The 13,110-nt window shown below is 60.0% G+C and carries 12 protein-coding genes; 3 read left to right on the top strand and 9 right to left on the bottom strand.

Annotated elements, in window-relative coordinates; all coding sequences use genetic code 11:
* Positions 1–23 precede the first annotated feature (23 nt).
* The 6 genes from O3298_RS24080 to O3298_RS24055 form a co-directional block, all read right to left on the bottom strand.
* Positions 24–1,340 carry a sulfate adenylyltransferase subunit 1 gene (locus O3298_RS24080; protein ID WP_251350055.1) on the bottom strand — a complete coding sequence of 439 codons (1,317 nt, stop codon included), beginning with the start codon at positions 1,338–1,340 and terminating at the stop codon, positions 24–26.
* Positions 1,340–2,251 (bottom strand): sulfate adenylyltransferase subunit CysD, encoded by a 912-nt coding sequence (gene cysD, locus O3298_RS24075; protein WP_176390377.1) that lies wholly within the window; start codon positions 2,249–2,251, stop codon positions 1,340–1,342. The genes O3298_RS24080 and cysD overlap by 1 nt, the downstream gene beginning before the upstream one ends.
* 40 nt (positions 2,252–2,291) lie before the next feature.
* Positions 2,292–3,008, bottom strand: a complete 717-nt coding sequence (locus O3298_RS24070; RefSeq protein WP_289918453.1) for a phosphoadenylyl-sulfate reductase — start codon at positions 3,006–3,008, stop codon at positions 2,292–2,294.
* Between the two features lie 9 nt (positions 3,009–3,017).
* Positions 3,018–3,578 carry a DUF934 domain-containing protein gene (locus O3298_RS24065; RefSeq protein WP_305060713.1) on the bottom strand — a complete coding sequence of 187 codons (561 nt, stop codon included), beginning with the start codon at positions 3,576–3,578 and terminating at the stop codon, positions 3,018–3,020.
* The gene (locus O3298_RS24060) at positions 3,571–5,259 is read right to left on the bottom strand and encodes a nitrite/sulfite reductase (RefSeq protein ID WP_289906108.1); all 1,689 of its coding nucleotides are present in this window, start codon (positions 5,257–5,259) and stop codon (positions 3,571–3,573) included. Before O3298_RS24060 ends, O3298_RS24065 begins: the two co-directional genes overlap by 8 nt.
* Before the next feature lie 82 nt (positions 5,260–5,341).
* Positions 5,342–6,115, bottom strand: a complete 774-nt coding sequence (locus O3298_RS24055; protein WP_289906107.1) for a sulfite exporter TauE/SafE family protein — start codon at positions 6,113–6,115, stop codon at positions 5,342–5,344.
* Positions 6,116–6,275: 160 nt separating this feature from the next.
* Between O3298_RS24055 and O3298_RS24050 the strand changes: the two genes are divergently transcribed.
* From O3298_RS24050 to O3298_RS24040, 3 genes are all read left to right on the top strand, one after another.
* Positions 6,276–7,217, top strand: coding sequence for a CysB family HTH-type transcriptional regulator (locus O3298_RS24050; RefSeq protein ID WP_034751505.1), 942 nt, complete (start codon positions 6,276–6,278; stop codon positions 7,215–7,217).
* A gap of 61 nt (positions 7,218–7,278) precedes the next feature.
* Positions 7,279–7,929 carry a class I SAM-dependent methyltransferase gene (locus O3298_RS24045; protein ID WP_099665030.1) on the top strand — a complete coding sequence of 217 codons (651 nt, stop codon included), beginning with the start codon at positions 7,279–7,281 and terminating at the stop codon, positions 7,927–7,929.
* Positions 7,930–8,114: 185 nt separating this feature from the next.
* Entirely contained in the window at positions 8,115–9,062 is a 948-nt protein-coding gene (locus tag O3298_RS24040) for a porin (RefSeq protein WP_046682561.1), read from the top strand.
* A 46-nt stretch (positions 9,063–9,108) separates the two neighbouring features.
* On the opposite strand, the gene O3298_RS24035 is transcribed toward O3298_RS24040, so the two are convergent.
* From O3298_RS24035 to O3298_RS24025, 3 genes are all read right to left on the bottom strand, one after another.
* Positions 9,109–10,299, bottom strand: a complete 1,191-nt coding sequence (locus tag O3298_RS24035) for a PAS domain-containing sensor histidine kinase (RefSeq protein WP_099665029.1) — start codon at positions 10,297–10,299, stop codon at positions 9,109–9,111.
* A 163-nt stretch (positions 10,300–10,462) separates the two neighbouring features.
* The gene (locus O3298_RS24030) at positions 10,463–11,221 is read right to left on the bottom strand and encodes a LytTR family DNA-binding domain-containing protein (RefSeq protein WP_034751497.1); all 759 of its coding nucleotides are present in this window, start codon (positions 11,219–11,221) and stop codon (positions 10,463–10,465) included.
* Between the two features lie 68 nt (positions 11,222–11,289).
* Positions 11,290–12,582, bottom strand: a complete 1,293-nt coding sequence (locus tag O3298_RS24025; protein WP_289918461.1) for a sensor histidine kinase — start codon at positions 12,580–12,582, stop codon at positions 11,290–11,292.
* Positions 12,583–13,110 lie beyond the last annotated feature (528 nt).

The raw sequence follows: 13,110 nt of genomic DNA, 5'->3' as shown, positions 1-13,110 counted from the left end.
TGCCTTTCCTGGACGATACGGGGTTAGAGCCGAACCATGCCGGCCGCGACCGTCTGGTGGGTCACTTCATCGATCAGGATAAACGCGCCCGTGGCACGGATATCGGCATACGCGTCGGCCGCCAGCGCCTGCTGCACGTTCAGGCTGATGCGGGCGATGTCGTTCAGCTTCAAGCCTTCGGCCGGATGGCGCTGCTGCGTGTTGATGTCGAGGATAGATTCGATCGCCGTCACCTTGGCCGCCGTCTGTTTCGTGCCATGCTTGATCCAGTACTTGCGGCGCAGGTCCAGCGCGTCTTCCGACAGCCAGCACACGTCGGCCACCACCTGTTTCAGCAGGGTGGCAGGGCGATCGTTGCTTGCCAGCAAGTCACCGCGCGAGATATCCAGGTATTCATTGAGCAGCAAGGTCACGGACTGGCCCACCACGGCCGTCGGCAGCGAGCCGTCCAGGGTGACGATATCCTTGACGGTGGCCGTCTGGCCCGATGGCTGCACCACGAGGGTGTCGCCGATGCTGACCTTGCCCGCCTCGATGCGGCCCATGTAGCCGCGGAAGTCGTTCGCTTCGTGGCCATTGTGGCGCGCCACCAGTTGCACGGGGAAGCGGAACGGCGTGTCGTGCGATTCGTCGTAGACGGACAGCGATTCGAGCAGCTCGATCAGGGTCGGGCCCGTGTACCAGCCCAGCTTGTCGCCGCGTTCGACGACATTGTCGCCCGTCAAGGCGGACAGGGGGATCGGTGTGATATCTTTCAAACCCAGCGACTGGGCGAATTCGCGGTAGGCGGCGACGATGCGGTTGTACACCGTTTCATCGTAGTCGACCAGGTCCATCTTGTTGACGGCAACGACCACGTGCTCGATCTGCAGCAAATGGGCGATCGTCGAATGGCGTTTGGTCTGGATCAACAGTTCCACGCTGCCATCGTCACCCAGTTTGACTTTCGACACGTCGATCAGGATGATGACGGCATCGGCCGTGGATGCGCCGGTGACCATGTTGCGCGTGTATTGCTCGTGGCCGGGCGTGTCGGCGATGATGAATTTGCGTTTCGGCGTGGCAAAGTAGCGGTAAGCCACGTCGATGGTGATGCCTTGCTCGCGTTCCGCTTCCAGGCCGTCCGTCAGCAGCGACAGGTCGACCGTGTCGCCCACCGTGCGCTTGTGCTTGGAGCGCGACATGGCGTCGAGCTGGTCGGCGAAGATGCCCTTGCTGTCGAACAGCAAACGGCCGATCAGGGTGCTTTTGCCATCATCGACGGAACCGGCCGTGATAAAACGCAACATGCCGCGTTCGACGCTGTCGGTGAGATTGGTGTTCTGGATTGCTGCGTTCATTAGAAATACCCTGCTTTCTTGCGTTTTTCCATCGAGGCTTCGGACGTCTGGTCATCCATGCGGGTGGCGCCCCGTTCCGTGATTTGCGTGATTGCCGTTTCGGCGATGATGGCGTCGACCGTCGCCGCATCGGATGACACGGGGCAGGTGCACGAAATATCGCCCACCGTGCGGAAGCGCACGACCTGCGTTTCCACCGTTTCGCCTTCGCGCGGCGGCGTCAGATCCGTCAGCGGCACCAATAAACCGTTGCGCGGGATCACCTGGCGCTCGTGTGCGAAGTAGATCGGCGGCAATTCCAGTTTTTCGCGGGCGATGTATTGCCACACGTCAAGTTCGGTCCAGTTCGAGATGGGGAAGACGCGCATGTTTTCACCGGGATGCACGCGGGTGTTATACAGGTCCCACAGTTCCGGACGCTGGGCTTTCGGATCCCAGGCGCCGAATTCGTCGCGGAACGAAAAGATGCGTTCCTTGGCGCGGGCCTTTTCCTCGTCGCGGCGGGCGCCGCCGATGCAGGCGTCAAAACCGTGTTCGGCGATGGTTTCCAGCAAGGTCACGGCTTGGGCCGCATTGCGCGAATCCGTGGCCGGGTTGCGCAGGCGCACGGTGCCGCGCTTGATCGAGTCTTCCACGGAGCCGACGATCAGGCGCTCGCCCAGTTCCGCCACCTTCTTGTCGCGGAAAGTGATGACTTCCGGGAAGTTGTGGCCCGTGTCGATATGTACGAGGGGAAACGGGAACTTGCCTGGGCGGAAGGCTTTCTCGGCCAAACGCAGCAGGACGACGGAATCCTTGCCGCCGGAAAACAGCAGCGCAGGGTTGGCCGATTCGGCCGCCACTTCGCGCATGATGTGGATGGCTTCCGATTCAAGGCTGTCGAGGTGACGCTGGTTCAAAATATTGCTCATATAGGGTGCTTTCTTGTTCTGCTGTATCTGTTGTGTCTGATCAAGCTGCCACGGATTTGATGCGTATCAATTTGCCGTCCACCATGTGCAGGCCGCATTCCTTCGAATCCGGGTTTTCCCACCACCAGCGTCCGGCGCGCACATCTTCACCAGGCTGGACGGCCCGCGTGCACGGTTCGCAGCCGATCGACGGGTAGCCCTGGTCGTGCAGCGCGTTGTAGGGCACGTCGTTGGCGCGGATATAGGCCCACACGTCTTCTTCCGACCAGTCGGCCAGCGGATTGAATTTCGTCATGCCATGCGCGGCGTCCTCTTCCTGCACGTGCAATTCGGCGCGCGTGGTGGACTGGGCGCGGCGTTGGCCCGTCACCCAGGCCTTGTTGCCAGCCAGGGCGCGGCCCAGCGGTTCGACCTTGCGGATGCGGCAGCATTCGCGGCGCATTTCGACACTATTGTAGAACGCGTTCAAGCCGTTCTGTTCCACGTAGGCAGCCACGGCGTCGGGCTGCGGGCGGTACAGGGTGATGTCGTGGTCGTAGCGGGCCTTGACCTTGTCGAGCACGGCCAGGGTTTCCTGGTGCAGCCGGCCTGTTTCCAGGGAAAAGATGCCGATGGGCAGCTTTGCCTTGAGAATCATGTCGGTCAGCACCATGTCTTCGGCTGCCAGGCTGGACGCGAACACGGCCGGCGAAAAATCCGCGGCGATGCGTGTCAGCGTTTGCTCGGTGGCGTGTATCAAAGAAGTCAGATCGCTCATGATTGGCCCTCAGATGCCGGCCGCGTTGTCGAGGTCAGGATTCTGGCCTTCGCGCTGGTGGCGGCGGAACAGCGGCGATTTTTGATCCCACGACGCCTGGTAGGTTTCCGAAAAGACAGACAAACCTTTCAAGGCGTCATGGATGCTGCGGTCCGGGCGCGTCGCATACGCATCGAAGCCGACGCGGTGCATGGAAAACAGCTGGTCGCGCAACACGTCGCCAATGGCGCGCAATTCCCCTTGGAAACCCAGGCGGGCGCGCAGGTTGAAGGCGATGGAGTAGCCGCGGCCATCCGTGAATTTCGGGAAATCCACGCCGATGACGGGCAGTTGCGCCACGTCGGCCGCCAGTTCTTCCGGGCGCTCGTCGCTGGCCAGCCACACGCCGATGTCGGGCAGGCGCGCGGCCAGGGTTGCGCGCTGGGCTTGCCAAACGAGCAACGGCACGATGACCTTGCCGGCCGGAACGACCACCGTTTCCGGCGTGTCGTTTTCATCGAGGCGCAGCAAGCCCCAGATATTCGGCACCACGGCGGCATTCTTGATGATTTCTTCGCGTACTTCAAACATATTCGTCTTCTCCCACCAGGTTGCCGACGGTGATCGGCGTTGCATATACGTGTTCCTTGAACGGCGCCAGGCCCAGGCGCTGGGCCGTATCGACGAAGCGCTCGCCTTCGTGGCGGTCGCGCACGTAGACGTGCAGCAGGCGGCCGATGACTTCAGGCATCTGCAGGGAAGAGAACGATGGTCCGATGATCTTGCCGATGGCCGCGTTGTTGCCTTGCGCGCCGCCAATCGACACTTGATACCATTCGCTGCCATCCTTGTCGACGCCCAGGATGCCGATGCTGCCCACGTGATGGTGGCCGCAGGCATTGATGCAGCCGGAAATATTCAGTTCGATTTCGCCGATGTCGTGCTGGAAGTCGATGCTGTCGAAGCGTTCCGCGATGGCGGCCGCGATCGGCAAGGACTTGGCGTTGGCCAGCGAGCAGAAATCGCCGCCGGGGCAGCAGATCATGTCCGTCAGCAAACCGATGTTCGGCGTGGCCAGGCCGTGCGCCTTGGCTTCTTGCCACAGTGCAAAGAGTTTCGATTGCTCCACGTCGGCCAGCACCAGGTTTTGCTCGTGCGTCACGCGCAGTTCGCCAAAGCTGTAGCGGTCGGCCAGATCGGCCACGAAGTCGATCTGCTCGGCCGTCGCGTCGCCCGGCGGCACGCCCGTTTTCTTCAAGGACAGTACCACGGCCACGTAGCCGGGGCGCTGGTGCGGCTTGACGTTGCGCGCCAGCCAGTTCACATACGCCTTGTTGTCCGCGTGCTCGGCCTTGTAGTCGAGTTCCGGCAGGGCCAGGTAGGCGGGCGGATTGAAGAAGTCCGCCACGCGCTGCATTTCCTCGGCGCTCAAGGTTTCCGGGCCATCCTTCAGATCGACCCATTCGGCTTCCACCTGGCGCGTGAATTCCTCCACGCCGATGGCTTTCAACAGGATCTTGATGCGCGCCTTGTATTTGTTGTCGCGGCGGCCGTGCAGGTTGTACACGCGCATGATGGCCTGGATGTAGGTCAGCAAGTGCTGCCACGGCAGGAATTCGCGCACGACGCTGCCCAGGATCGGCGTGCGGCCCATGCCGCCGCCGGCCATGACCTTGAAGCCCACTTCGCCGGCCGCATTACGCACGGCCGTCAAGCCGATATCGTGCACGGCGATGGCGGCGCGGTCTTCTTCGGCGCCATTGATGGCGACCTTGAACTTGCGCGGCAGGGCGATGAATTCGGGGTGGAAGGTGCTCCACTGGCGCAAGACTTCCGCGTACGGGCGCGGATCGATGATTTCATCGGCCGCGACGCCGGCGAACGGGTCGGATGTTGTATTACGGATACAGTTGCCCGAGGTCTGGATCGCGTGCATTTCCACGGATGCCAGGTCGGTCAGGATATCGGGCGTTTGCTCCAGCTCAATCCAGTTGAACTGGATGTTCTGGCGCGTGGTGAAGTGGCCATAGCCGCGGTCGTACTTGCGCGCGATGTGCGCGAACATGCGCATCTGCTTCGACGACAGCAAGCCGTACGGCACGGCGATGCGCAGCATGTAGGCATGGCGCTGCATGTACAGGCCGTTTTGCAGGCGCAGCGGAATGAATTCCTCTTCCGTCAGTTCATTGGCGATACGGCGCGCAACCTGGTCTCGGTACTGGGCGATGCGTTCTTTGATGATGAGGTGGTCGTACTGATCGTAATGGTACATATCAATTCCTAAAAAAGCCGGGGTGCTGGAAGATTGCCTGGGATTATGTTCTTGATACTGCTCTTGTCACATGGTCGGTCAATTAATAGATTAGCTTCACTGCCACGCCGGTCAAGGTCATCGCCAGCAGCACTCTTAAAAACTTTTCCGGCACGGAGCGGGCGACCCAGGAACCGAGCGTGATGCCGGGCAGGGAGCCGACCAGCAAGGAGGCCAGCAATTCCCAGTGGATTGAGCCGAGCCACCAGTGACCGAGGGCGGCGATGGCCGTCAGGGGCACGGCGTAGGCGATATCGGTGCCGGCCACTTCGGCCGAGCTCATGCGTGGATACAGCATCACCAGCAGGGTGGCGCCGATGGCGCCGGCGCCGATCGACGACACCGTCACCAGCACGCCCAGCACGGCGCCGGAAATAATGGTCGCGGCGGCAAGCTTGTTGCCTTGTAATTGTTTCTCAGGGTGGGCATTGATCCAGGCCAGCATGCGGCCCTTGAAGATCAGCGCCACGACGGTCAGCAGTACGGAGCCGGCGATCGAGTAACGGATGATCTGGCCGATTTCCGGCGACAGGGTGCCGAACGATTTCAGCGCCAGGGTCGAGACGACGGCGGCGGGCAGGGCGCCGATGCACAGGCGCTTGACGATATCCCAGCGGATGGTGCCGCGCAGGCGGTGCGTCAGCGTGCCGGCGCTCTTGGTGATCGAGGCGAAGGCCAGGTCGGTGCCCACGGCCACGGAAGGCGGCACGCCAAACAGCAAGGTTAGCAGCGGCGTCATCAGCGAACCGCCGCCCACGCCGGTCATTCCTACGAGTAATCCTACGGCAAATCCTGAGACTATATAAGACAAAGTCATGCTTTCACCCCCAAAGTACCCGCAATAGTAATAAACTTGGCGTTTAATCCAAACTACTAAGTACGCATTTGCTTATATGCGATATGCGTATATGCATGAACGCAAAATCATGGGTGGGGCGGAAACTCGGCAAATCACGGCAATCTAGGGCAAACCAGCAATGAATCTCCATCAACTGCGCTTCGTGCGCGAAGCGGTCCGGCAGAATTACAACCTGACGGACGCCGCCAAGGCATTGTTTACGTCGCAACCGGGCGTATCGAAAGCCATCATCGAGCTGGAGGAAGAACTGGGCGTGGATATTTTTACGCGCCACGGCAAGCGCATCCGCGGCTTGACGGAGCCGGGCCGCCTGGTGCTGGAATCGGTCGAGCTGATCATGCAGGAAATCGACAGCATGAAGCGCATCGGCAAGGAGTTCGCGGCGCAGGACAGCGGCAGCTTTACCATTGCCACCACGCATACGCAGGCGCGCTACACCTTGCCCAAGGTGGTGCAAGCCTTCATGCTGAAGTTCCCGAAGGTAAGATTGTCGTTACTGCAAGGCAATCCGCGCCAGATCGCCGAAATGGTGCAGCGCGACCAGGCCGACCTGGCCATCGCCACGGAATCGATCGCCGCCATCGATGGCTTGATCACCTTGCCCTGCTATCAATGGGAACACGTGGTGGTGGTGCCGGTCGACCATCCGCTGCTCAAGTCGAAGTCCGTGACCCTGGAAGAAATCGCCGCTTTCCCCCTGATTACCTATGACAGCGCGTTCGCCGGACGCAACAAGATCGACCATGCTTTCGTGCTGCGCGGCCTGAAGCCGGACATCCTGCTGGAGGCCATCGATGCGGACGTGATCAAGACTTATGTCGAGTTGGGCATGGGGATTGGTATCATAGCGGGTATGGCCTTCGATGCCGAGCGCGACAAAGGCTTGCGCGCCATCCCTGTCGGCCACCTGTTCGGCATGAATGTGTCGCGCGTTGCCGTCAAGCAAGGCGCGTATTTGCGCAGCTATATCTATACCTTTATCGAGTTGCTGACGCCGACCCTGAACCGCAAGCTCATCGAGCAGGCGATGAGCGGTGATAAAGAGCACTACGAACTATAACAATGCATGAAGTCGGCCGGGCGAGGTGCCTGGCCAAGATTATTTAAGAAGAGAAGAAACAATGATTACCGATCAGCTTGCCAAATATTACGCCACCATCGCGCAGCAGTACGAGCGCGTCTATGACAAGCCCGAACGCCAGGAAGACCTGGAAGTGTTGCGCGACAAGGTCGCCGACGTGCTGGAAGGCCACACCGTGCTGGAACTGGCTTGCGGCACCGGTTACTGGACGGAAGTGGTCGCCGAGTCGGCCGAGTCCGTGCTGGCCACCGATATCAACGATGAAATGCTGGCGCTGGCCCAGGCACGCGGCTTGCCCGACAACGTGACCTTCGCCAAGCTCGACGCATTCAATCTGCCGGACGATCTGCTGGGCAAGTTCACGGCCGTGTTTGCCGGTTTCTGGTGGTCGCACGTGAAGCGCGAAGACCAGGACAAGTACCTGAAGCAATTGCGCAGCAAGCTGGGCAAGGACATCCTGCTGGTACTGATCGACAATTCCTATGTCGACGGCAGCAGCACGGTCATCGCGCGCACCGATCTGGAAGGCAATACCCACCAGTTCCGCACGACGGAGGGGGGCGAGCGCTATGAAGTGCTGAAGAATTTCCCGTCGGATAGCCACCTGCGCAAGAAGTTTGCCCACTCGGCCCGCGAAATCCGCATGAAGCGCCTGGAATACTACTGGCTGCTGAGCTGCCGCCTGAAGTAAGGCAGTCACGGCAACACAAGCCGCCCTCGGGCGGTTTTTTTTCGCCTGTTGTTTTTATCTGACAAGATGTTGTGCTAAAAAACAACATCTTGTCGATGTCATATTGTTGAAGTATTTGGTGGGCATGATTCGGTTCAGCAGCTAAGCAGCACCACTCTTGTCCAACCTAATGTAGAGAATCTCAAGTGAAAAAAATTACTCTGGCAGCATTGATCATCGGCACCTTCGCAGCAGCTACGGCACAAGCACAATCGAACGTCACCGTGTACGGCCTGGTTGACCTCGGTATTGCCAAGACCACTGGCCAGCCGACGGTACAACGCGAAAACAACGCGTCGCGCCTCGGTTTCAAGGGTACGGAAGATCTGGGTGGCGGCCTGTCCGCAATTTTCAACCTGGAAAGTGAATTCCTGGCTGACACCGGCGCGCAAAAAGGCGTGTTGTTCGACCGTCAAGCGTATGTGGGCTTGAAAGGCGCGTTTGGTACCGCCATCCTGGGCCGCACCAAGAATCTGGTCGATGGCACCATCGCCCGCGTCGATCCTTTCAACACCTACGGCGTGGTCGGCAAGAACAATGAAACCTTGCTGCGTTCGGGCGTCGGTTCGTCGCGCGTCAACAATGCAGTGACCTACAACAGCCCAAGCTTTGAAGGTTTCGTGGGCAGCCTGCAATACGTGTTGAGCGAAGTCAACAGCGCTGACGCAGGCGTGATTGGCCTGGCAACCTACGACAACGGTCCGATCAGCTTGCACGCCGGCTACGAAAAAGCCGTGCAAGCAACGGCAACGGCCGCCAAGCCTGACCTGTGGTCCATCGGTGGCGGCTATAAATTCGGCCCGGCCAAGATCACGGCCGCCTACTCGAAAGGCGACACCAAGGTAGCTACGACTGGCGAATTCAAGTCCTACCTGATCGGCCTGAACTACACGGTTGGCGGCGGCGATGCCAAAGTGTCGTATGGCAAGCAAGAGCAAAGCAACAACAAGTTCAAGGATCAGGACACCATCAAGGAATTCGGCGTCGGCTACGACTACCACCTGTCGAAGCGCACCGACGTGTACGCTTACGCTGGCCGCGAGCGCGTGAAGTCGCTGACCTCGTACCAGATCGGCCTGGCACACAAATTCTAAGCATCGTTCGATGTGACGAAGTGAAAGGCGCCTGCGGGCGCCTTTTTTATTGCATCGCCGCCGCTGCCGCCTCCGCATGCATGGGCAGCGAGATTTCGATGCGCGTGCCGCCCAGCTCGCTGTCGGCGCCGATATGGATGCTGCCGTTCAATCCCCACACCCGTTCGCGCATGCCCAGCAAGCCCAGGGCCGTGGCTTTTTCCAGGTCGTGTTCGGCAATCCCGCGGCCGTCGTCCTGGATGGTGATGGCCAGCGAGGAATCGATGCGGTGCAGGGCGATGGTGATGTGGCTGGCCTCGGCATGGCGCGCGATATTCGTCAGCGCTTCCTGCACGATGCGGTAGATGGCCGTGCTGCGCGCATCGTCGAGCACGAGGTCGGCCTCGTCGGCCAGCAAGTCGAAATGGATGGCGCGGCGCAGCAGGAAGTCGTGGCGCAGTTTTTGCAGCGCAAAATATAATCCCCCTTCATCGAGCGCGCGCGGACGCAGGTTGCTGGCGATGCGCCGCAACGAGGTGATGGCCGTCACCAGCAAGCCATCCATGCTGTGCAGCAGCGCTTGCAGGGACTCGGTGGTGTCCGTGTGCTGGCGCACCAGGGTCAGGTCGACGCGCAAGGTGGCAAGCAATTGCCCCAGGTCATCATGCAATTCACGCGCGATATGCTTGCGCTCCTCTTCGCGGATGGATTGCAGCGCGCTCGACAATTCGCGCAGTTGCGAGAAGGAGCGGGCCAGCTGTTCATGCATCTGCTGGCGCGCGCTGATGTCGCGCACGATGATGGTAAACACGCTATGGCCGTCTTCCTGCATGGCCGAGAGCGAGCCTTCGAGGGGAAACATGAGGCCATCGCTGCGCCGTCCCGTCAGCGTGTAATCGGTGGCGCGCCGGCCCGTCAGGCGCAGCTCCTGGCTGATGTCGCCAAACGGCGGATCGCCATCGTGCTTGCCCAGGCCGCCCAGGGTACGCAAGTCGCGCAGGATGTAGTGGCCCAGGCGCATGCCGCGCATGCCGGCCGGCGTGTCGTCGAACAATCTGGCCGCCGCCGCGTTCGCATGCAGGATGATTTGCCCGCTGTCGATGCTGATGAAGGCGTCGCTGGCGCTGTCGATGATGGCCTGGCCACGCGCCTGCCGCTGCCGGCGGGCTTTCAGTGGAGGAAACAAGCACAGCAAAAGCATCGCTGCCATGCCTAGCGGCAGGATGCGCAGCAGTGTCGAACTGCCTCGGTCAGGCATGGGATTCTCCTTGCGAACGTGAACGAAGGCAGGCAAGACAGGAGCGACGGACAGGACTTGATATAGCCTATGCCTGTTGGCGCGGCGTGGCTTGATGTGGCGCAGGAAGGGGAAAGAAGAGGGGGCGCGCCGCGCCGGCCTGGGCCGGGCGGCGGCGGGAGACTTACATTTGCTTGAACAGGTGCAAGAAGCTGCGGCTCACTTCGAGCTTGTCGGACTTGCCTTTGATGAGTACCAGGTGGCGGCCGCGGATGTCGCGCGTCACGCCTTCGATGGCATTCACGTTGACCAGGGTGGCGCGGTGGATTTGCCAGAACAGCGAAGGATCGAGCTCTTCGGCCAGGTCGCGCACGGGCTTGCGGATCAGCGCCTCGTACTTGGCGGTCTGCACGCAGGTGTATTTCTCGTCAGAACGGAAGAACAGGATCTCTTCCACGGGGATCATGCGCAAGTCCTGGCCGATGCTGGCCTGTATCCATTGCAGGTAGGTGGGCTTGGCCGTGATTTTTTCCGCCAGCTGCGACAGCATGGCCGTGACGCTGCTGTTGACGTCCAGCGCCGGCTTGTTCAAGTGCGTTTTCAGGCGCTCCACGGTGACCAGCAAGCGCTCATGCTCGGGCGGCTTGAGCACGTAGTCGACGGCGCCCCGCTCGAAGGCTTCGACGGCGTGGCTATCGTAGGCCGTGACGAAGACGATATGCGTCTTGCTGCCGATCACTTGCGCCGCTTCCATGCCCGTCTTGCCCGGCATGCGGATATCGAGGAAGGCAAAATCCGGTTTGAGTTGTTCCACCAGTTCGATCGCTTCGTCGCCATTCTTGGCTTCGCCGATGATTTCCAGTTCAGGCCAGGCTTGGCCCAGGCGCAGGCGCAGCTGGTCGCGCATCAGTCTTTCGTCGTCGGCAATAATAGCGGTAGGCATAGGTCTCAAGTGTGAACAGGCGAAGATTGATTATTCAATGATTTAGCGTTTTTATCAACTACTCTGTCTTATTTGGACAATTGATATGGCACTTCGATCACGGCGCACACGCCGGACGGTTGATTTGGCGTAATGGTCAGGCTGCCCTGGTCGCCATGCAACAGCTTCAGGCGCTCGCGGATGGTGGGCAAACCCAGTCCCGTGCCATCGCTGGGCACCACGCCAAAGCCCAGGCCGTCATCGGTCACCGTCACGCGCAGCTTGCTGTGCGCCACTTCGGCCACGATGCGCAGGGTGCCGCCCTCCGGTTTGACTTCCAGGCCGTGCTTGATGGCATTTTCCACCATCGATTGCAGCATCATGGGCGGGAAGGCGGCGCTGCGCAGGCCGTCGGGAATCTGGAAGTCGACGGTCAGGCGTTCTTCCATGCGCATTTTCAGCAGGTTCAAGTACGCTTGCACCATGTCCGCTTCACGGCCCAGGTTGGTAATCAGGGCGTTGTCGCGCATTTGCGGCAGCACGGCGCGCAGATACTGGATCAGGCTGCGCTGCATCTTGGCCGCGCGCGGCGGGTCGACCTGGATCAGGTGTTCGACGGAGGCAAGCGTGTTGAACAGGAAATGCGGCTCGACCTGGGCTTGCATCATCTGCATCTTCGCTTCGCTGAGCTGGCGCTGCATGGATTCGCGCTCGGCGGCCTCGTTTGCCGTGACGGTTTCCGCTTCCGCACGTTTCTTGCCGCCGACCAAGGCCTTCATGGCGAACAGGGCCAATACCAGCAAGGACACAAAGCTCTTGAACCAGGTCGACGCTTGCTGGTGATAGCGCGACACTTTTTGTTCTGCCGCATCATCGACGGCTTCTTCGATGGCATTCGACAACTCTTCGCCGATTTGCGGCGGCAATTCAATATGGACTTCTTCGCCCGAGGCATTCGTCGTTACTGGATAGCTGGGCTTGGCGGGGGCGGCCGGCGGTTCCGGCGGTGCCGGCGGCACGGTGTTTGCGTGCTCGTCCGCCTCGGCGGCATCGGCCGGCTCGCTGGCCGCCTCCGTCGTGCTGCTGCGCCGGTTCTTGCTGTTGCGGGGATTGAAATGGATGCCCGTATCGTCGATCAGGATATTGGTTTCACCCGAGCCCTTGCTGCTGCGCTTGTGCGACTTGATGACCACTTCTTCGTTCTGGCTGGACGAGAACAGCTCATCTTGCAAAATGGAACCGGCGATCAGGGCCAGCGCGGCGAACAGGAAGAATTTCCACCAGGACAGTTGGGTGACCCAGGTCGTCGTCGCGTCGAATGCCCGTTGCAACCAAGCGAGGATGGTTTTCAACAATTGGGGCAGGCTGGAAATCGGAAGCATGGGGGCACTTTCAAGTACAAGAGTTAATCGACGCAGCGGGCAAGTTTAACCTCTTGTTGAGCCGCGTCAGAGTCTGATGTTGCCACTGTGCCTAAAGACCACGAACTACACCAGCCGATTGCGACAGGCTGCACAAAAAGGCGCTTGAAGTGAAGACAAGGCTTGCTGGGCCGTGAGGGCGGGGAAATAGCCCTTGCGGAGAGTGCAGGGCACGGCTATAATTCGCCCCCTCGCTGAACGACGCATGCAAATGCTGAGTGAGACGAGAAAAAGAAGGAGTTGACGGACGTAGCAAATTGCTTCATACTCTTCCTTCTTCGCAGCTGACAAACACAACGCTTTGTCGATAGCGCGAAAGCAGTACCGAATGCAGTTCTTTAACAATTAACAGTCGATAAGTGTGGACATTTGATGTCAGTGCAGCGTCAATCTTCGGATTGGCGTAATACTTAAAATATATCAAATGTTCACAAGAAATAATGAAATAGGATACTTCTTCGGAAGTAGCCTGTCAGTTTTTTGAGTGAG

Origin of the sequence: Janthinobacterium sp. SUN137 (assembly GCF_030587265.1) — a bacterium.
GTDB classification, from domain to species: domain Bacteria; phylum Pseudomonadota; class Gammaproteobacteria; order Burkholderiales; family Burkholderiaceae_D; genus Janthinobacterium; species Janthinobacterium kumbetense.
The sequence above is the reverse complement of the archived record's forward strand: the minus strand, read 5'-3'. Positions and strand labels throughout refer to the sequence as shown.

Excerpts from the sequence above, each read along its gene's own strand:
- O3298_RS24080 (WP_251350055.1), bottom strand. The coding sequence starts at position 1,340 with ATGAACGCAGCAATCCAGAACACCAATCTCACCGACAGCGTCGAACGC.
- cysD (WP_176390377.1), bottom strand. The coding sequence starts at position 2,251 with ATGAGCAATATTTTGAACCAGCGTCACCTCGACAGCCTTGAATCGGAA.
- O3298_RS24070 (WP_289918453.1), bottom strand. The coding sequence starts at position 3,008 with ATGAGCGATCTGACTTCTTTGATACACGCCACCGAGCAAACGCTGACA.
- O3298_RS24065 (WP_305060713.1), bottom strand. The coding sequence starts at position 3,578 with ATGTTTGAAGTACGCGAAGAAATCATCAAGAATGCCGCCGTGGTGCCG.
- O3298_RS24060 (WP_289906108.1), bottom strand. The coding sequence starts at position 5,259 with ATGTACCATTACGATCAGTACGACCACCTCATCATCAAAGAACGCATC.
- O3298_RS24055 (WP_289906107.1), bottom strand. The coding sequence starts at position 6,115 with ATGACTTTGTCTTATATAGTCTCAGGATTTGCCGTAGGATTACTCGTA.
- O3298_RS24050 (WP_034751505.1), top strand. The coding sequence starts at position 6,276 with ATGAATCTCCATCAACTGCGCTTCGTGCGCGAAGCGGTCCGGCAGAAT.
- O3298_RS24045 (WP_099665030.1), top strand. The coding sequence starts at position 7,279 with ATGATTACCGATCAGCTTGCCAAATATTACGCCACCATCGCGCAGCAG.
- O3298_RS24035 (WP_099665029.1), bottom strand. The coding sequence starts at position 10,299 with ATGCCTGACCGAGGCAGTTCGACACTGCTGCGCATCCTGCCGCTAGGC.
- O3298_RS24030 (WP_034751497.1), bottom strand. The coding sequence starts at position 11,221 with ATGCCTACCGCTATTATTGCCGACGACGAAAGACTGATGCGCGACCAG.
- O3298_RS24025 (WP_289918461.1), bottom strand. The coding sequence starts at position 12,582 with ATGCTTCCGATTTCCAGCCTGCCCCAATTGTTGAAAACCATCCTCGCT.